We start from the raw sequence: 18,451 nt of genomic DNA, 5'->3' as shown, positions 1-18,451 counted from the left end.
CGCGCGCATTGATGATCCAGGGCACAGGGTCGAATGTGGGCAAGTCCATGCTCGTGGCCGGACTGTGCCGCGCCGCCTTGCGCCGAGGGCTGTCGGTGGCCCCGTTCAAGCCCCAGAACATGTCAAACAATGCGGCCGTCACAGACGATGGCGGCGAAATCGGCCGCGCGCAGGCGCTGCAGGCGCTGGCCTGCGGACGCGCGCCGTCGGTGCACATGAACCCGGTTCTGCTCAAGCCCGAAAGCGACCGGGGATCGCAGGTCGTGGTGCAGGGCAAGGTCAAAGGCTGGCTGGAAGCGCGCAACTTTCGCGAAGATCGGGGCGCGTTGATGGATGTGGTTCTGGACAGCTATCATACGCTTGCCAGGACGGCCGACCTGATCCTGATCGAAGGTGCGGGAAGCCCCGCCGAAGTGAACCTGCGGCGCGGCGACATTGCGAATATGGGCTTCGCCTGTGCCGCAAACGTCCCGGTGATCCTGGCCGGGGATATCGACCGTGGCGGTGTTATCGCGCAGATCGTGGGCACACAGGCGGTGATGACGGCGCAGGACAACGACCGGATTGCGGGGTTCCTGATCAACAAGTTCCGGGGCGATGTGTCCCTGTTCGAAGATGGCTACACCGCGATCGAGGCGCATACCGGCTGGCCGGGGTTCGGTGTCCTGCCATGGTTTGACGCCGCGCATCTATTGCCAGCTGAAGACGCGGTTGACCTGTCGGACGTCAGTACCGGTGAGGGCTACCATGTGGTGTGCCCGATGCTGTCGCGGATTGCCAATTTCGACGATCTTGATCCGCTCAAGGCCGAACCATCGGTGCGCGTGACCATGGTTCCCCCTGGCAAACCGTTGCCCGGCGATGCTGATCTGGTGGTCCTGCCCGGAACCAAGTCGACCCGGGCCGACCTTGCGTTTCTGCGCGCGCAGGGCTGGGACGTGGATATCCAGGCGCATCTCCGGCGTGGGGGGCATGTGCTGGGGATTTGCGGCGGGTATCAGATGCTCGGGACCTGCATAGAAGATCCCGAGGGGTTGGAAGGACCAGCCGGAGTCACGCCGGGGTTGGGGTTGCTGAACGTCACCACCCGCATGCAACCGGCCAAAACCCTGACCCGCGTGACCGCGACACATGTGCCAACGGGTCAGCCGTTTGAGGGCTACGAAATACATATCGGGACAACCGATGGCCCGGACACCACGCGCCCCTTCGCGCGCATCCAGGACATGCCGGATGGGGCGATATCACCGACCGGGCAAGTGATGGGAACCTACCTGCACGGGCTGTTCATGTCCGGCGGGTTCCGACAGGCCTTTCTACAGGCCGCCGGACAGGCCTCCGGAGCCGCCGATTACACGCGGACTGTTGAATCCACGCTGGACGATTTGGCAGAGCATATGGAGGCGCATCTGGATATCGACGGTCTGCTGAACGCGGCCCGGCCCATTGCCGCGCGGTAAGGGGCGGATATCCTTCTACTCAGTGTTTCCAACCCGCGTGCATGGGCTTTCGAAAGCCCATAGCACCCGTGATCAGGCTGCGACCTTCAAAACGATCTTTCCGATATGGGCCGAACTTTCCATCCGCGCATGGGCGGACGCGGCATCACTCAACGCGAATTCGCTGTCCATCACCGGCGCGATCCGACCACTGGCCAGATGCGGCCAGACCTCGGCCTCCAGCGCGCGGGCATAGCGGGCCTTGGCCGCCACGGATTGCGGGCGCAGGGTTGAGCCGGTCAGGGTCAACCGCCGGGTCATCATCTGAACGAAGTTCATCTCGACCTTGGGGCCTTGCAGAAAGGCGATCTGAACAAGGCGGCCATCATCCGCCAAGGTCTTGATGTTGCGCGGGATGTAGCTGCCGCCCACCATGTCCAGGATCAGGTCCGCGCCACCTTCGGTCCGCATCTTTTCAACAAAATCCACGTCGCGGTAATTCCACGCCTGCTCTGCGCCCAGCGTCAGACAGGCCGAACACTTGTCGTCCGACCCGGCGGTCGTGAACACCCGCGCACCGCGCAGCGCGGCCAGTTGGATGGCGGTCGTGCCAATACCCGACGATCCCCCATGCACCAGAAAGCGTTCCCCCGCCTGCAAACCACCGCGTTCGAACACATTTGACCAAACGGTAAAAAATGTCTCGCACAGGGCGGCCGCCTGATCCATGGGCATCCCCTCCGGCACCGGCAGGGCGAGATCGGCAAAGGTCACCGCGTATTCCGCATAGCCGCCACCCGGCAGCAGCGCTGTCACCGTGTCGCCCACCGACCAGCGCGAAACACCCGCGCCAACGGCCGCCACATGGCCCGACGCCTCCAGCCCCGGCAGGGGGGAGGCATCGGGAGGTGGCGCATAGCTGCCCGCGCGCTGCAGCGCGTCCGGGCGGTTCACGCCGGAATAGGCCACTTTGATCAGGATCTGGTCCGGCCCCGGAGTGGGTAAATCCACAGTTACGGGTTTAAGCACCTCCGGCCCGCCGGGGTCCGAGATTTCAATGGCAGTCATCGTGGAGGGCAGGGTCATGGCGGGTCTTTCACATCTGCTGTCGGAGACCTGCATGTTTCGCAGATTGCCACCGGATCGCAAGGGCCGGGAACAGCGTTTCGCGCCGTCGCATTTTTGCCGAACGCGCGTTCCGGTCCGGAGCGGTGGCCGCGAATGGATGATCTTTCAGCTCTGGCAACAGTTGTGACCGTTCCGGTGATGCCCTAATCCTAGGCGCAACTGACACCGACCCAATGGGGGACAGCACTATGACCGACGGACCCGAATACGGCTTCGACACTCTTCAAATCCACGCAGGCGCGCGGCCCGACCCGGCAACGGGGGCGCGGCAGGTGCCGATCTACCAGACCACGGCCTATGTGTTCCGCGATGCGGACCACGCGGCGGCTTTGTTCAACTTGCAGGAAGTGGGCTACATCTATTCCCGCCTGACCAACCCGACCGTCGCTGCGCTTCAGGAACGCGTTGCGACCATGGAAGGCGGTGTGGGGGCGGTGTGCTGTTCCTCGGGGCACGCGGCGCAGATCATGGCACTGTTCCCGCTGATGGGACCGGGCAAGAACATCGTTGTTTCGACGCGCCTTTACGGTGGCACGGTCACCCAGTTCAGCCAGACGATCAAACGCTTCGGCTGGTCGGCGACCTTTGTCGATTTCGATGATCTGGATGCGGTCAAGGCGGCGATTGACGACGACACGCGTGCGGTGTTCTGCGAATCCATCGCCAACCCCGGTGGCTATATCACTGATCTGGATGCGATTTCGGCGATCTCGGACGCTGCGGGCATTCCACTGATCGTGGACAACACATCCGCCACGCCATACCTGTGCCGCCCGATCGAGCATGGCGCCACTTTGGTGGTGCATTCCCTGACCAAATACCTGACCGGCAATGGCACCGTCATGGGCGGCTGCGTGGTGGACAGCGGCAAGTTTGACTGGACTGCGAACGACAAGTTCCCATCGCTGAGCGAACCCGAACCCGCCTATCATGGGCTGAAATTTGCAGAGACCTTTGGTCCGCTCGCCTTCACCTTCCACGGCATCGCGATTGGTCTGCGCGATCTGGGCATGACGCTCAACCCGCAGGCGGCGCACTACACGCTGATGGGGATCGAGACGCTGTCGCTGCGGATGCAGAAGCACGTTGAAAACGCGATGGAGATTGCCGCCTGGCTGGAAACCCATGACGCGGTCGAAGCGGTCACCTATGCCGGGTTGCCGTCGTCGCCCTATAACCACCGGGTTGAAAAGATCTGCCCGAAGGGCGCTGGCGCGTTGTTCACCGTTGCGTTGAAGGGCGGCTACGATGCCTGCACCAAATTTGTCGATTCGCTGGAAATCTTCAGCCATGTCGCCAACCTTGGGGATACCCGCAGTCTTGTGATCCATTCGGCCTCGACCACCCACCGCCAACTGACCCTGGAACAGCAGGTCGCGGCGGGGGCTGCGCCGAACGTGGTGCGGATTTCGATTGGCACCGAAGATCCCGCCGATCTGAAGGCAGATCTGAACAAGGCGTTGAACGCGGTCTGATCCGACGCCGGTACCAAAATACTCGAAAAAGGCCCGGCAGAGCTTTTCTGCCGGGCCTTTTTCGGGTGCGGTCCGCATTTTCGAAAATGCGGCAAGCCCGTTCGAACGGGCTTGGCGCGTGCCTAGAACCGGATGGGTGCCATTACCTCTGGTTCGATCACATCCACGCCGCGCAGGCCGTCCTTCAACACATCCGCGTTTTGTTCCAGCAGCGGGAACGTACGGTAATGGCATGGGATCACGGTCCTAAAGCTGAAATACCGTTTCGCCGCATAAGCTGCCCCGGCCATATCCATGGTAAAGTGACCACCCGCGCTCAGGATGCCGATATCGGGTTTGTAGTAGTCGCCGATCCAATCCATGTCGGCCATGATCGCGGTGTCCCCGGACAGATAGATCGTGTGGCCGTCGCCTTTGATGATGTAGCCGATCTCGGTCCCCATATAGGCGGTGCCCGCATCGGTGCCGGTGGACGACGAATGGGAGGCCGGCACCATCGAGACGCTGACCGCCCCAAGGGTGATCGTGCCGCCCTTGTTAAAGGCGTTGCCTTCCACCGCCCCCAGGCTGACAAGATGCTGGCCAAGCTCGTACATCGCAGAGACCGGCGCCTTGGTTTTCTGCGACACCTCCACGATATCGGTGGTGTGGTCGAAATGCCCGTGGGTCACCAGGATATGCGTCGCCCCCGCGATTGCGGCATCGGGATCATGGCCCTCCAGCATCGGGTTTCCGTTCAGCCACGGGTCAATGAGCAGAACCTGATCCTCGATCTCGATACGAAACGATCCGTGTCCCAGCCAAATGATATTCATCCGCGTATCTCCCCTGCGTCAAATCTGCTGTCAGCGTAACATGCACCGCAAATTCTGGAAGAGCGCAGGCCGAATTTGATCCATGTCAAGTTTTGTTGACGGCTATAGTGTCAGATTAAGTTGACACAATAGGGGAGTCGTCCGATGCGTATTCTGTTTGTCCACCCAAATTACCGCTCGGGCGGGGCAGAGATTGCCGGGACATGGCCCCCGGCCTGGGTTGCGTATCTGTCCGGTCATCTTGGCCAAGCCGGGTTTGACGACATCCATTTCATCGACGCGATGACCGACAATATCGACGACGCGACGTTGGCGCAGCGGATCGAAGAGGTCAAACCCGACGTGGTCGGCGTGACCGCGATTACACCGTCAATTTACCGCGCCGAAGATGTTCTCAAGATCGCGCGCGACGTGGTTCCGGATGCGGTGCGGGTGATGGGCGGGGTGCATGCCACCTTCATGTACAAGCAGGTTCTGTCCGAAGCCCCCTGGATCGACGTGATCGTGCGCGGCGAAGGCGAAGAGATCTGCACCGAATTGATGCTGGCCATCGAAGACGGACGCTGGCCTGCGGACAAGCACAAGATCAAGGGATTGGCCTTTTTTGACGGGGACAAGATCGTTGCGACGCAAGCGGCAAGCACGGTCAAGGACCTGTCCAAGATCAAGCCGGACTGGACGGTTCTGGAATGGGACAAGTATATCTACATCCCGCTGGGCACCCGCGTTGCGATCCCGAACCTTGCGCGCGGCTGTCCGTTCACCTGTTCGTTCTGTTCGCAGTGGAAATTCTGGCGCGACTACCGCGTGCGCGATCCCAAGGACGTTGTCGATGAGATCGAGGATCTGGTCGACAATCACGGGGTCGGGTTCTTTATTCTGGCGGACGAAGAACCGTCGATCAACAAGAAGAAATTCGTCGCCTTCTGTCAGGAACTGATCGACCGCGGTCTGCCGGACCGGGTGAAATGGGGCATCAACACCCGCGTCACCGACATCTACCGCGACCGCGATTTGCTCAAGTTTTACCGCAAGGCCGGGCTGGTGCATGTGTCCTTGGGCACCGAAGCCGCCGCGCAGATGAAACTCGACATCTTCAATAAGGAAACCAAGGTCGAGGAAAACAAGGAAGCAATCCGTCTGCTGCGCGAAGCCGACATTCTGGTGGAGGCGCAGTTTATCGTCGGTCTCGACAACGAAACGCCGGAGACTCTGGAAGAGACCTACAAGATGGCGTGGGACTGGCAGCCTGATCTGGCGAACTGGTCGATGTACACGCCGTGGCCGTTTACGCCCTTGTTTCAGGAGATGAAGGATCAGGTCGAAGTCTTTGATTTCAGTCGCTATAACTTTGTGACGCCCATCATGAAGCCCGCCGCGATGGAGCGGGGGGAACTGCTTGACGGGGTGATGAACAACTACCGGCGCTTTTACATGAAAAAGGCGCTCTTCCATTACCCATGGCGCGGCACGGGGTTCCGGCGTCGGTACTTGCTGGGATGCCTGTATGCCTTCCTGAAAGCCGGGGTCGGACGCACGTTTTATGATCTGGGCAAGGTCGGCTACACCGGGCCGCAATCCAAGAACAAGCTGGATTTCCACTTTGACGAAACCCGCACCATCGCCGAAGCGCAGATGGAAGACTGGGAAGCCTCGGCTGACAAGGCTGCCAAGGCGGCAGAACGCCGGGAGGCCGTGAAAGCGCAGATGAAGGAACGCTCCGCAAGCCGGACGCAGGACTTCAAGATGCCCAACGGGGCCGAAGTGCGCGCCTGTGGTGGTGGCACGCAGCAAATGGAGGATGTCTAGGGACATGCCCTCCGGTGCCCTGATCGGACCGAACGCGGTTCTGCAGCTTCTGCCGCAGATCGAGCGGATCGGCGGAGAGGCGCGCGTGGTTCAGATGCTGGCCGAAGCGGGGATTTTCCATGTCCCGGACGGATCCCAGATGATCCCCGAACGCGACGCGGCACGGTTGCATCAGGTCTTGCGCCGGGACGAACCCGACATGGCTCCGCAATTGGCCACGCAGGCAGGACGCGCGACCGCCGATTACATTCTGGCGCATCGCATTCCCGAAATTGCGCAGTTGCTGCTCAGGATGTTGCCCGCGCCCCTGGCGGCGCGTGCCTTGTCGAAAGCCATCGAAAAACATGCCTGGACCTTTGCGGGCTCAGGCGCGTTTCGCGTTGTGACGCCATGGTGTTTTGAAATTGCGCAGAACCCGATCGTGCGGGGCGAACACAGCGATACGCCGCTTTGTCATTGGCATGCCGCCGTCTTTGCGCGGCTTTATCAGGTGCTGGTGCATCCCAAAAGCATCTGCCGGGAGGTGGCCTGCTGCGCGTTGGACCACGCCCATGCCTGCCGGTTTGAGGTTTTTGTCTCCACTATGCGCTGAGGCGTCATTGCATCGCGAAACCGGGTGACCAGCGGTTTGCCGTTTTTCCGATGCCGATGACTCAACCGTCGCGCCTTGGCCCCGGACACCAGCGGACGGGCGGGGGGAACGGAGGTATTCAGAAGGCCCGCAACACGCGCTTTGGCGTGGGTCGGCAAGGCGCTCACCGCAGAGACGAACAGGGTGGTCCGCGCCTCTGATCCGGGGAACAGGCTTTCTGCGGCATAGCCATTGGCATTCAGAATGTAATGTCCGTCCAAAAGCACATGGATGTAGCGTAGCTCGGTGCCAGCTTCGGGCGCGGCGGGACCGTCTGTCAGGATATCCTTGGCTGGTATCAGCACGTCCGTAGTGCCGAACATGCGCTGCACGATTTTCCCCGACACCATCAGCCGATGTTGGCGGGACACCTGAAGCGGTGGAAATCCGGGCAGGGCCGGCAGGGTTACCGGCCGCAGACGGTCATCGCTGTCCAATTGTGCCTGTGTCACCACCGTTTCAAAAACCCATGCAACAGGTTGCAGCCCGGCGTCGAGTGTCCGCACCAGATCCCGGGCGCGCAAGGTTTCAACAGGGCGAAACCCCGCGTCCGTTTCGATAAACGTGCCGTTTACGAAACAAATCAGCGATCCGGGCGTCGGGACGTCACTGTTGGTAAATCCGGTGGCCAGACGCTGCAGCGAAATGCCATCAATGTCATTGCCGAAATCTTCGCCTGACCCGGATCGGGTTGCGGAGCTTGAAAATCCGGAAAAGCCGGAAGCTGTCGTCGGATCAAGCTGCGGATCGCCATTATACGTGGCCTGAATGTATTCGTCATTGGCCGGGTCATAGACAACAATATTGTCGCCGCCATTGTTGAAGACGTTGCTGCCGAAATTGGCGTCGAAGGCAAGGTTATTGCCGGTCACTGTCGGAAGGCTGCCACCGGATTGCACATCGCGGACCACAACAGCAACAGCGCCAGCCTGCAGGATGGTGCCGGGTGGGAAGGTAAACCAGTTGTCACGGCCCTGATCCCACAGCTCTAACCCGGAAATGTCGATCGCTGCATTCGACGTGTTGACCAGTTCCAGAAACTCGTCCCGCCCACGCGCCACACCGTTGCCATCGGTGTCGTAGTTGTTGGTTGCGCTGTTGGGGTCGACCAGAAACTCGTTGATCGCAATACCGCCAAGCAATGTGTCGGGCATGAGACTGCTCTGATCATCCGGTTTGACTGGGATGGACAGGATACGCGGACAATGTGGCGAATTTTTGGAAAATTGTTTCCAAATCCACTGGCGGTCACGTGATGCGGCAATGACTTGCGTGTGCTGCTGCGCAAAGTTAAACGCAAGCCAACCAAACCAACGTCAGGCTAAAGGGGCACCACCCATGTCCATCGACATAGAAACCGCCGCGCGCGTGGCCAAACTGGCGCGGATCCGCGTCGAAGACGATGCGTTGCCCGCGCTCGCGCAGGAGTTTTCGAACATTCTGGGCTTTATCGAACAGCTGAACGAGGTCGATGTCGACGGGGTTGACCCCATGGTGTCTGTCACGCCGATGCGCCTGAAGCGCCGCGAAGATGGTGTCACCGACGGCAATCAGCAGGCCGCGGTCCTGTCCAACGCGCCCGACGCGCGCGAAGGCTTTTTTGCCGTTCCGAAGGTGGTGGAATAATGACCGATCTGACACGCCTGAAAATTTCCGAGGCCCGCGACGCGCTGCGTGCCGGTGACGTGACCTCGGCAGAGCTGACCGAAGCCTGTCTGACCGTCATTGACGGCGCCGACGCGCTGGGCGCGTTTGTGCACAAAACGCCCGAGGTGGCGATGGGGCAGGCCAAGTCTGCCGATGACCGGATCAAAGCGGGCGACGCGCCGGACCTGTGCGGCATTCCGCTGGGCATCAAGGATCTGTTCTGCACCAAGGGCGTGCCCTCGCAGGCCGCCAGCGCGATCCTGAACGGGTTCAAGCCGGAATATGAAAGCACCGTCACCAGCCAGCTTTTTGATGCGGGCGCGGTGATGCTGGGCAAACTCAACATGGACGAATTCGCCATGGGTTCGTCGAACGAGACCTCGACCTATGGCAACGCGGTCAACCCGTGGCGGCGCGGCAATGACGACACAGCCCTGACCCCCGGCGGGTCCTCGGGTGGCTCGGCCAGCGCGGTTGCGGCGGACCTTTGCCTTGGCGCGACCGGCACCGACACCGGCGGGTCGATCCGCCAGCCTGCGGCCTTTACCGGGATCACTGGGATCAAGCCAACCTACGGGCGCTGTTCGCGTTGGGGCATCGTGGCCTTTGCCTCTAGCCTCGATCAGGCCGGGCCCATGACCAAGGACGTGCGTGATGCCGCGATCATGCTGGAAGCGATGTGCGGGCACGATCCGAAAGACAGCACAAGCGCCGATCTGGCGGTGCCGAATTTCGAGGCGATGCTGACCGGCGACATCAAGGGCAAGACCATCGGCATTCCCCGTGAATACCGCATGGACGGCATGCCCGACGAAATCGAAGCGCTCTGGACCGAAGGGCGCAAGATGCTCGAAGACGCGGGCGCGGTGATGAAAGATATCTCCCTGCCGCACACCAAATACGCGCTGCCCGCCTATTACGTGATTGCCCCGGCTGAGGCGTCCTCGAACCTCGCCCGCTATGACGGTGTGCGCTACGGCCACCGGGCCAAGCTGGCGCAGGGCGACGGCATCACCGAGATGTACGAAAAAACCCGCGCCGAAGGGTTCGGCCCCGAAGTCCAGCGCCGCGTGATGGTGGGCACCTATGTGCTCAGCGCCGGGTTCTACGACGCCTATTACAACCGTGCACGCAAGGTGCGGACGCTCATCAAGAAAGACTTCGAAGACGTGTTCGCCCAGGGCGTCGATGCGATCCTCACACCAGCGACACCATCCGCCGCGTTCGAGCTGGGTAAGGAAGTGACCGACCCGGTCGAGATGTACCTGAACGACGTCTTCACCGTGACCGTGAACCTGGCCGGGCTTCCCGGCATCTCGGTGCCTGCCGGTGTTGATGCACAGGGTCTGCCGCTGGGGCTGCAGCTGATCGGCCGCCCGTGGGAAGAGGGCGATTTGCTGAATACCGCCTATGCGCTTGAACAGGCGGCCGGTTTTGTGGCGAAGCCCGCACGGTGGTGGTAAGCAGCGCCAAAAGAGGCAGGACATGACAGATTTCACCCTATCCTTTCGCAGCATCGCCGGCTGTGCCGTGGCCTTGGTGGTGTCGGCCTGTACATCGTCCATTCCCGACAGCGGCCAGGGCGTCGGCTTTGACCGCTACGACACTTATCAACGCCAGCGGGATGCTGTGCTGGAAGGCCGCGCCGCGCCAACCACCATCGGCGCGCCCCCGGCTGTGACCGGTGCGCCGCTCAGCGCGCTGACACCCGAACAGCAGGCTCAGGCCGAGGCCCGCAACGCCAATTCCGGTGTCGCTCCGGTGCAGGCCTCGCCCAGCAATCCGGCCCCCCGGATCGTGGAAAACGCCGCCGGGATCTCGGGTGAAAACGATTTCGACGCGGTGTCGAATTCCCGGACCATCGAAAGCGACGCGGCACTGATCGCCCAGAACCGCGCCCGCTATCAGATCATCGCGCCCGAGGCGCTGCCGTCGCGGCCCGGCACCAACACACCCAATATCGTGGCCTACGCGCTGCAGACCACCAACCCCAAGGGCGCGCCGATCTACCGTCGGTCGGCCTTTGCCTCGGAAAGCCGCCACCAGCGCGCCTGCGCAGGCTTTGCCTCCTCTGATCTAGCGCAAGAGGCGTTTCTGGCCGCCGGTGGCCCGGACCGGGATCGTCAAAACCTGGACCCGGATGGCGACGGGTTTGCCTGTTCCTGGGATCCGGCTCCGTTCCGCGCGGTGCGCAACTGACGCCGCTCTGGCATCCGTCCCCCAATTGCGGGCCGCGGCGCGATGGTGCCGTGCCCGACCTTGTCGTCTTGCACTATACCGCGATGGATTGCGCCGAACGGGCGCGTGACTGGTTGTGCACCCCCAAAGCAGAGGTGTCCGCGCATTACGTGGTCGGAGCCGATGGCACGGTCTGGCAATTGGTCGACGAGGCCGATCGCGCCTGGCATGCCGGGGCCGGGCGCTGGGGGCCGGTGACCGATGTCAACTCGCGCTCCATAGGGATCGAAATCTCGAATACCGGCACCACACCCTTCGCCGCCGCCCAGATGGACGCGGTCGAGGCATTGCTGTCCGGCATTCTGGCGCGCCACCGCATTCCGCCAGACCGGGTGATTGGCCATTCCGACATGGCACCGGGACGCAAGATCGATCCGGGCCGCAGGTTCGACTGGCAACGGCTGGCACGGCAAGGTCTGTCGATCTGGCCAACGCCCGAAGGCGACGGGTCGTTCACGGACAATGCCAGAACCTTCGGCTACACGGCAGACGTGCCCTGCGAGGTGATCCTGCACAGCATGCGCCTGCGATTTCGCCCCGGCGCAACAGGCCCGCTCGACAGCACCGATCGCGCCTTGATGGCCAATCTGGCCCAACGCTGGCCCGTTGCCGCAACCTGATCTTCTCTGTTTTCCAAATACCTCGGGGTCCGGGGCAGCGCCCCGGCGTTTCCGTCAACGGAAACGCCAAGATGCGTCACCGCATCTTGCCTGCCCTAAGACAGCTCGTAGGGCAAAATCCCGCGCCGATGCGGCTGGATGGTCAGCTTGCGCTCCAGTGGCGGGACCGACCGCTGGTGACAATTGGCGCGTTCGCAAATCCGGCAGGAAATGCCGATCGGCTCAAACGCGGAATCCCGGTTAAGGTCCAACCCGTCCGCATAGACCAGCGCCCCGGCATGCTTGACCTCACATCCCAGCGCAATGGCATAGCGCCGGACCGGCGCGCCAAACCGGCCGCCGGTTTTCGACACGTCGCGCGCCAGCGAAATGTACCGCACCCCATCGGGGGTTTCCGCCAGTTGCCGCAGGAACCGCCCCGGTGTCTCGAAAGCCCGGTGCACGTTCCAAAGCGGACAGGCCCCGCCGAAGCGGGCAAATTGCAGCCGGGTGGCCGAATGCCGCTTGGTGATTGTGCCGGCCTGATCCACCCGCACAAAGAAGAACGGAATCCCCTTGGCCCCCGGGCGTTGCAGCGTCGACAAACGATGGGCCACTTGTTCGATAGAGGCCCCGAACCGCCGCGCCATCAGTTCCAGATCATGCCGGGTGTCATGGGCCGCCTGCAAAAACTGGCCATAGGGCATCACAGCGGCCCCGGCAAAGTAATTGGCCAACCCCAGCCGCGCGATGTCGCGGGCGGCGTCGGATTGGAACCGGCCAAGGTCCAGCGTGGCATCCAGCAATTTGCCGTGACGTGTCAGGGCCAGTTGCAGCATCATCTGGAAGGTCTGGGTTTCCGGCGCGGCCAGCGAGGATAGCGTCAGTTCCTGACGCAGTTCATCGAACCGGCGCAGTTCCGGCATATTGGCAAAGCGCACGTGCAGCCCTTCGGTTTCCAGCCCCCGGATCGCGGCGCGCACGCGGTCTGACCCGGTCAGCTTCGTGGCGACGCGTTCTGCCGCCTTGTCCACCGCGTCGATGTAATTGTCGCAATAATGAAAGAAATCGCGCACTTCTTCCCAGGGCGAAGGCTGCAGCTGCGCACCTTCGCGCCCCAGCGCTTCGTCAAGGGACGCAAGGCGCTCGTGTGTCTGGCGATAGGCGCGGTGCAGTTCGAGAAACGCGCGGGCCAGTCCCGGTGCGTTGGACGCGGTCAGGCGCAGGTCCGCGATGGGCGGGGCGGCATCGGCAAAGACCGGGTCGGCCAGCGCTTCGCGCATGTCCGAGATCATGCGTTCCGCATCACCCTGGCCCAGTTCCGTGACATCGACGCCAAATTCCTGCGCCAGCGCCAGCACCACGGTAGTGGAGAGCGGGCGCTTGTTGTTTTCCATCTGGTTCAGATAGGGCAGGGATACGCCCATCTTGGTGGAAAAATCGCGCTGCGTGATGCCAAGACGCGTGCGGATCTCGCGCAGCTTTGCGCCTGCATAAAGCTTTTGCGTGGCCATGACGTCCCTTTGCAGATTTGCAGTCCCGTGTCAGGAGTTTGCAAATTCACCCGGCGCTGTCCAGCCCTGCCAGTCGCGCCGCGCGCCAGATCACCATCTGGATGGCGATGATCGCGCCGATGGCGGTGGCCAGCATGATCCAGAGCAGCGGCCACGGTCCTGATCCCGGCACCAGCAGGACGCCCGCCAACGCCGACAGCCCCGCGCCGCCGCCCAGCATGATCGCGCCGCCCAAGCCCGATGCGGTGCCCGCCAGATGCGGGCGCACGGACAGCATGCCGGCGGTGGCGTTGGGAATGATCATCCCGTTGCCAAGGCCGACAAAGGTCATGAAGCCGAAAAAGCTCCATTCCGTGCCGTAGCCCAGCCAGAAGACAAGGATCGACAGACAGATCCCGGACGCGTTGATCAGCGATCCCGTAAAGACCATGCGGTTGACGCCGATCCGCGCGGAATAGCGCCCGGTGATGAAATTGCCGAGGAAATACCCGATCGCGGGCGCGCCAAAGAAGATGCCCAGTTCGGCAGGGCTCATGCCGAACACGTCTGTGCCGACAAACGGCGCGCCGCCGAGATAGGCAAAGAACGCCCCGGATGCGAGGCCCGAGGCCAGCGCGTAGCCCCAGAAGCGCGGGCTGGTGAGCAGTTCGGGATATTGCTTGAATTGCTCGGCCAGGCTGAGCCCGCTGGTATGTGCCGTCTCGCCCAGATCCGCCCAAGTGAGCCACAGCATGCCAAGCCCCAGTCCCAGCATCAGCCAGAAATTCGCCTGCCAGCCAAAGATCTGGTCCAGAATGCCGCCAAAGGCCGGACCGATCATGGGCACGACGGCCATGCCCATGGTCACGTAGCCGATCATCGAGGCGGCCTGATCCTGCGGGACGCAATCGCGTACCACGGCGCGGCTGAGGACCATGGCGGTGACGATCACCGCCTGCGCCATGCGGTAAAACAGGAACCAGCCGATGCTGGGCGCGTAGATGCAGCCGATGGTTGCCACGCAGAACCCGGCCATGCCCCACAGGATCACCGGGCGGCGGCCCATTTTGTCCGAGATCGGGCCGATCACCAGTTGCAGCACCGCGTTGACCAGAAGATAGACCGCAACCGACAATTGCATGATGCGGTAGTCCGTCTGGAAATGCGCGGTCATGTTCGGCAGCGAGGGCAGGAAGATGTTCATCACCAACGCCGACAGCCCTGCCAGCAGAATCAGTGTGACAATATGCGGTGGTGTGCGGCGGTCCAGGAATGTGACCTTAGAGGCGTAACTCATATGCCTTCGCTACGCCTGCGGTTGCTGAATGTCCATCTTTGCAGGCGTAACGATACAATTTGCAAATTTGCAAATTGCAGCGCTTATCGTTTTCATGGTTTGCAAATTTGCTGAATAACGCTTGAGCGCTCGCTGCGCTGCAGTATGTTCGCGCGAAAGCTAAAAAGGGACGGTCCATGAAAGATATTCTGCAAGAGCTGGAAACCCGCCGCGATGCCGCCCGGCTGGGGGGTGGTCAAAACCGCATCGACGCGCAGCACGGGCGCGGCAAGCTGACCGCACGCGAACGGGTCGAATTGCTTCTCGATGAGGGCAGCTTTGAAGAATATGACATGTTCGTCACCCATCGCTGCACCGATTTCGGCATGGAGAACAACCGTCCCGCAGGCGACGGCGTGGTCACCGGCTGGGGCACGATCAATGGCCGGATGGTCTATGTCTTCAGTCAGGACTTCACGGTTCTGGGCGGATCGGTATCGGCAACCCACGCGATGAAGATCTGCAAGATCATGGACATGGCGATGCAGAACGGCGCGCCGGTGATCGGGATCAACGATTCCGGTGGCGCGCGCATTCAGGAAGGCGTCGACAGCCTTGCGGGCTATGGCGAGGTGTTCCAGCGCAACATCATGGCGTCCGGCGTCGTGCCGCAGATCAGCGTGATCATGGGGCCCTGCGCGGGCGGGGCGGTGTATTCACCGGCGATGACGGACTTCATCTTCATGGTGAAGGACTCGTCCTACATGTTTGTCACCGGCCCGGACGTGGTGAAGACCGTGACCAATGAACAGGTGACGGCAGAAGAACTGGGCGGGGCGTCAACGCACACGCGCAAGTCATCTGTTGCGGATGGCGCGTTTGAAAATGACGTTGAGGCGCTGGCGGAAGTGCGGCGACTGGTGGATTACCTGCCGCTCAACAACCGTCAGGCAGCCCCAACGCGGCCCTTCTTTGACGATGTGGACCGGGTGGAAAGCTCTCTTGATACGCTGGTGCCGGAAAACCCGAACACCCCCTATGACATGAAAGAACTGATCCTGAAGATCGCCGATGAGGCGGATTTTTACGAGATCCAGGAAGATTTCGCCAAGAACATCATCACCGGGTTTATCCGTCTGGAAGGCCAGACCGTTGGCGTTGTGGCCAACCAGCCGATGGTGCTGGCGGGCGTTCTGGACATCGACTCTGCCCGCAAGGCGGCGCGCTTCGTGCGGTTCTGCGATTGCTTCGGCATTCCGATCCTGACGCTGGTCGATGTGCCCGGCTTCCTGCCGGGGACGTCACAGGAATATAACGGCGTAATCAAGCACGGCGCGAAGCTGCTCTTTGCCTATGGCGAGGCGACGGTGCCGAAGGTGACGGTGATCACCCGCAAATCCTATGGCGGGGCCTATGTGGTGATGGCGTCCAAGCATCTGCGCGCGGATGTGAACTATGCCTGGCCAACGTCCGAGATCGCTGTCATGGGCGCGAAGGGCGCTACCGAGATCATCCACCGCGCCGACCTTGGCGATGCCGACAAGATCGCGGCGCACACGGCGGAGTATGAAGACCGGTTTGCCAACCCGTTCGTGGCGGCGGAACGCGGCTTCATCGACGAGGTGATCCAGCCGCGCAGCACGCGCAAACGGGTGGCCAGGGCCTTTGCGGCGCTGCGGTCCAAGCAGCAAGAGATGCCGTGGAAGAAGCACGACAACATTCCGCTTTGAGGGATGCCGGGCTGAAGCCCGGCCTACGAGTTAGGCACACATGGCACGTAATGGCTGGCATATTTTGCGCGACGGGGACGGTCTGACCTTGGCCCGGCACCTGCCTGCGCGGTTCGATGTGTCGGCTGTGTCGCTGTTTCCGATGTGCCATGCGGGGCGGCTTGCCCAGCAGGTGCGGCAGGACCTGTGGCGGGCGTTGCAGCGGGTGCGGGGCTTTTCCCCGGTTGTGCGGGTGGATCGTCTGGCGGACGGGCTCCGCGTGACAGCCGGCGGCCGGGTGCCGCCATCCGGGCGGTCCGCGGCGATTGTGCGCCGGGTGGAGGATGTGCTGAGTGATCCGCGCGCGCGGGCCCGGTGGGTGAACTGGGCGCAAGCGGGGCCGCAAGGGTGATGCGGTGGTCGGTTGCAGCGGTGGCGCTTTTTGTGGCGCAAAGCGTCAGTGCTGACGACCTGACCGTGCCGTCAGGCCAGCCGGTTCGCTTTCTGGAGATGCTCTGGGACAGGCCCGGAGGAGGGCTGGTTTATCGCTTTCGCTTTGTCGCGCCCGAGATCGGGGACGCGGGGCGGGAATACGAGGATGTGGAGATCGACATGCAGCATTTGTGCCAGACATTCGCGCTTGATCGGATCGCGCAGACCGGCCCCAAGCCAAGCCAGATCGTGATTTCGCTGAGCCAGACCGAGACCGAATTCGGCGAAGCCACCCCCGATGTCACCCAGTTTTTCGAGGCGTATCGCGTCGAGGATGAAACCTGCATCTTGGAGTTTTTTTGATGGCTCTACAACATGTTGCGTATCGGACCGGCGGGTCGCGCGGGGTTGAGTCTTTTGAGACACAACCCGCTCATCTGTCTGTCTGTGGATATCTTTTCGCGGCAATTTCGCGGTATTCTGCCCGCGACTGCACCCAAGCAGTCATTACCTCGAACCGAGGACAGGCAGGGCCATCAGGTCTTGTTGGGTCCTTTGAACCTGACAGGAGAACAAGATGTCCAAGAGCATCAAGCTTCTTGCCGCGGTCGGTCTTCTTGCAGCGGTTGCTGCATGTGGACAAAAACAGGCCGAAGAAGAGTTTGTGGTCATTGATCCGGAGCCGATCAGCTACGAGCCCAAACACACCGGCAAATACAAGTAAACTTTTAACGGGGCGGGCACCGTCCGCCCCCTTTCCCCGCGCGATGCGCATGGAGGTCCCATGCTGAAACATCGCGGGTTCCCCGGGCGGCTTCCGGGTACGGATTTCCAGTTTGTCATTCGCAGGCCAAACCCCAAGGGGGTGACGGCCATTGTGCGCCGCGAACGCTACCGCGACCGGCGTCCCCCGGACAAGCGCGCGGATGCGGCGTTCATGGGGGCGCTGTGGCGGCATTTCGGGACCGAACCGTTCGAGCGGGGCAATCTGGATGCCGGGCGGCTGAGCTGGCTGTTCGGACGCGAGGTGCTGCCCTATGACGATCCGTTTGATCCCGAAAGCTACGAGTCGCTGCTGATTATCGACGAAACCGCGGCGCGCGCGGCCTTCCCAGACGCCTTTGACGGTGGGGAATGGGCATGATGTCGCTTACGCAGGGTCAATTTGCGCGGGAAAAGGCCGATACCTTGGGTTGTATCGTGTCTGCGATTGACGCGTCACGCGGTTCTGACACTGTGGATATGTTCCTAGTGACACGGCGTTGGCAGATTGCGCCGTATGTTCACCGTTACCCTTCCCCTGTCGGGCGCCTTGGTCACACCCCATGCCAAGCGCCCGACATTTTTTATTCCGGATCAAGATGTTACGAGATTGGGCGGGGATCTGCCCAAAAAGCCTCTTCGCGCGGCTGTGACTGGAACCCGGAGCCGATCCGGGGTGTTGATATGTCTCAGGCAACGAAAAGCGAAGGAGCAGAGACATGGGCCGATCAACAAGCAGAACGAGATGCGTCCTGTCGGTATGTGCGCTGTTTGGCCTGTCGGCCTGCGGCGACACGTTGGGCGAACAGGCGCTTCTGGGTGGCGCAGCCGGCGCAGGGACAGCCGTTGCAACCGGGGGCGACCCGCTCACCGGGGCGGCGCTTGGCGGGGCGGCGAATGTCGCCTATTGCCAGACCTACCCGGAACGCTGCTGACACTGACATAACACCCCACTCACGGATTCTGACCGCTGAGGCCCTGCGCCTTGGCGGTCTTTT

19 protein-coding genes are annotated in these 18,451 nt (G+C 62.0%); 14 read left to right on the top strand and 5 right to left on the bottom strand.

Annotation, left to right across the window (positions count from 1 at the left end; translation table 11 throughout):
- The first annotated feature begins 11 nt into the window (after positions 1 to 11).
- Positions 12 to 1,460 (top strand): cobyric acid synthase, encoded by a 1,449-nt coding sequence (locus MWU54_RS02415; protein ID WP_247081026.1) that lies wholly within the window; start codon positions 12 to 14, stop codon positions 1,458 to 1,460.
- 72 nt (positions 1,461 to 1,532) lie between these two features.
- Here MWU54_RS02415 and MWU54_RS02410 read toward each other — a convergent pair whose 3' ends face one another.
- The gene (locus MWU54_RS02410; protein WP_247080519.1) at positions 1,533 to 2,525 is read right to left on the bottom strand and encodes an NAD(P)H-quinone oxidoreductase; all 993 of its coding nucleotides are present in this window, start codon (positions 2,523 to 2,525) and stop codon (positions 1,533 to 1,535) included.
- A gap of 230 nt (positions 2,526 to 2,755) precedes the next feature.
- On the opposite strand from MWU54_RS02410, the gene MWU54_RS02405 reads away from it, so the two are divergent.
- On the top strand, positions 2,756 to 4,042 hold the full coding sequence (locus MWU54_RS02405) for an O-acetylhomoserine aminocarboxypropyltransferase/cysteine synthase family protein (RefSeq protein ID WP_247080518.1): 1,287 nt from the start codon (positions 2,756 to 2,758) through the stop codon (positions 4,040 to 4,042).
- A gap of 122 nt (positions 4,043 to 4,164) precedes the next feature.
- Here the strand turns inward: MWU54_RS02405 and MWU54_RS02400 are convergent, their stop codons facing one another.
- The gene (locus tag MWU54_RS02400; RefSeq protein WP_247080517.1) at positions 4,165 to 4,857 is read right to left on the bottom strand and encodes a metal-dependent hydrolase; all 693 of its coding nucleotides are present in this window, start codon (positions 4,855 to 4,857) and stop codon (positions 4,165 to 4,167) included.
- 144 nt (positions 4,858 to 5,001) lie between these two features.
- Here MWU54_RS02400 and bchE point away from each other — a divergent pair, with 144 nt between their 5' ends.
- Positions 5,002 to 6,666 (top strand): magnesium-protoporphyrin IX monomethyl ester anaerobic oxidative cyclase, encoded by a 1,665-nt coding sequence (gene bchE, locus MWU54_RS02395; protein ID WP_247080516.1) that lies wholly within the window; start codon positions 5,002 to 5,004, stop codon positions 6,664 to 6,666.
- A 4-nt stretch (positions 6,667 to 6,670) separates the two neighbouring features.
- Entirely contained in the window at positions 6,671 to 7,258 is a 588-nt protein-coding gene (bchJ, locus tag MWU54_RS02390; protein ID WP_247080515.1) for a bacteriochlorophyll 4-vinyl reductase, read from the top strand.
- Here bchJ and MWU54_RS02385 read toward each other — a convergent pair.
- On the bottom strand, positions 7,153 to 8,451 hold the full coding sequence (locus tag MWU54_RS02385) for a Hint domain-containing protein (RefSeq protein ID WP_247080513.1): 1,299 nt from the start codon (positions 8,449 to 8,451) through the stop codon (positions 7,153 to 7,155). The genes bchJ and MWU54_RS02385 overlap by 106 nt on opposite strands.
- Positions 8,452 to 8,635: 184 nt before the next feature.
- Between MWU54_RS02385 and gatC the strand changes: the two genes are divergently transcribed.
- The 4 genes from gatC to MWU54_RS02365 are packed head-to-tail and all read left to right on the top strand — an operon-like array spanning position 8,636 to position 11,802.
- The gene (gene gatC, locus MWU54_RS02380) at positions 8,636 to 8,923 is read left to right on the top strand and encodes an Asp-tRNA(Asn)/Glu-tRNA(Gln) amidotransferase subunit GatC (protein ID WP_247080511.1); all 288 of its coding nucleotides are present in this window, start codon (positions 8,636 to 8,638) and stop codon (positions 8,921 to 8,923) included.
- The gene (gatA, locus tag MWU54_RS02375) at positions 8,923 to 10,407 is read left to right on the top strand and encodes an Asp-tRNA(Asn)/Glu-tRNA(Gln) amidotransferase subunit GatA (protein WP_247080509.1); all 1,485 of its coding nucleotides are present in this window, start codon (positions 8,923 to 8,925) and stop codon (positions 10,405 to 10,407) included. The genes gatC and gatA overlap by 1 nt, the downstream gene beginning before the upstream one ends.
- 22 nt (positions 10,408 to 10,429) lie before the next feature.
- A complete protein-coding gene (locus MWU54_RS02370) occupies positions 10,430 to 11,143 on the top strand; it encodes a hypothetical protein (RefSeq protein WP_247080507.1) in 714 nt (237 codons plus the stop codon).
- The gene (locus MWU54_RS02365; protein ID WP_247081025.1) at positions 11,107 to 11,802 is read left to right on the top strand and encodes an N-acetylmuramoyl-L-alanine amidase; all 696 of its coding nucleotides are present in this window, start codon (positions 11,107 to 11,109) and stop codon (positions 11,800 to 11,802) included. Before MWU54_RS02370 ends, MWU54_RS02365 begins: the two co-directional genes overlap by 37 nt.
- Positions 11,803 to 11,897: 95 nt before the next feature.
- Here the strand turns inward: MWU54_RS02365 and MWU54_RS02360 are convergent, their stop codons facing one another.
- Both MWU54_RS02360 and MWU54_RS02355 read right to left on the bottom strand, forming a co-directional pair.
- Positions 11,898 to 13,295, bottom strand: coding sequence for a helix-turn-helix transcriptional regulator (locus tag MWU54_RS02360; RefSeq protein ID WP_247080506.1), 1,398 nt, complete (start codon positions 13,293 to 13,295; stop codon positions 11,898 to 11,900).
- A gap of 46 nt (positions 13,296 to 13,341) precedes the next feature.
- Positions 13,342 to 14,571 carry a multidrug effflux MFS transporter gene (locus MWU54_RS02355; protein ID WP_247080505.1) on the bottom strand — a complete coding sequence of 410 codons (1,230 nt, stop codon included), beginning with the start codon at positions 14,569 to 14,571 and terminating at the stop codon, positions 13,342 to 13,344.
- A gap of 176 nt (positions 14,572 to 14,747) precedes the next feature.
- On the opposite strand from MWU54_RS02355, the gene MWU54_RS02350 reads away from it, so the two are divergent.
- From MWU54_RS02350 to MWU54_RS02325, 6 genes are all read left to right on the top strand, one after another.
- Positions 14,748 to 16,280 carry an acyl-CoA carboxylase subunit beta gene (locus MWU54_RS02350; RefSeq protein WP_247080504.1) on the top strand — a complete coding sequence of 511 codons (1,533 nt, stop codon included), beginning with the start codon at positions 14,748 to 14,750 and terminating at the stop codon, positions 16,278 to 16,280.
- Positions 16,281 to 16,320: 40 nt separating this feature from the next.
- Entirely contained in the window at positions 16,321 to 16,671 is a 351-nt protein-coding gene (locus MWU54_RS02345; RefSeq protein ID WP_247080503.1) for a hypothetical protein, read from the top strand.
- On the top strand, positions 16,671 to 17,054 hold the full coding sequence (locus MWU54_RS02340) for a DUF6497 family protein (protein WP_247080502.1): 384 nt from the start codon (positions 16,671 to 16,673) through the stop codon (positions 17,052 to 17,054). The genes MWU54_RS02345 and MWU54_RS02340 overlap by 1 nt, the downstream gene beginning before the upstream one ends.
- Before the next feature lie 214 nt (positions 17,055 to 17,268).
- Positions 17,269 to 17,415: a hypothetical protein gene (locus tag MWU54_RS02335; protein WP_247080501.1), complete on the top strand. Its 147-nt coding sequence runs from the start codon at positions 17,269 to 17,271 to the stop codon at positions 17,413 to 17,415.
- Positions 17,416 to 17,475: 60 nt separating this feature from the next.
- Positions 17,476 to 17,835, top strand: coding sequence for a hypothetical protein (locus tag MWU54_RS02330; protein WP_247080499.1), 360 nt, complete (start codon positions 17,476 to 17,478; stop codon positions 17,833 to 17,835).
- Between the two features lie 337 nt (positions 17,836 to 18,172).
- Positions 18,173 to 18,388, top strand: coding sequence for a hypothetical protein (locus tag MWU54_RS02325; protein ID WP_247080497.1), 216 nt, complete (start codon positions 18,173 to 18,175; stop codon positions 18,386 to 18,388).
- The last annotated feature ends 63 nt before the right edge of the window (positions 18,389 to 18,451 follow it).

Source organism: Marivita sp. S6314 (assembly GCF_023015985.1).
Lineage (GTDB): Bacteria > Pseudomonadota > Alphaproteobacteria > Rhodobacterales > Rhodobacteraceae > Marivita.
The sequence above is the reverse complement of the archived record's forward strand: the minus strand, read 5'-3'. Positions and strand labels throughout refer to the sequence as shown.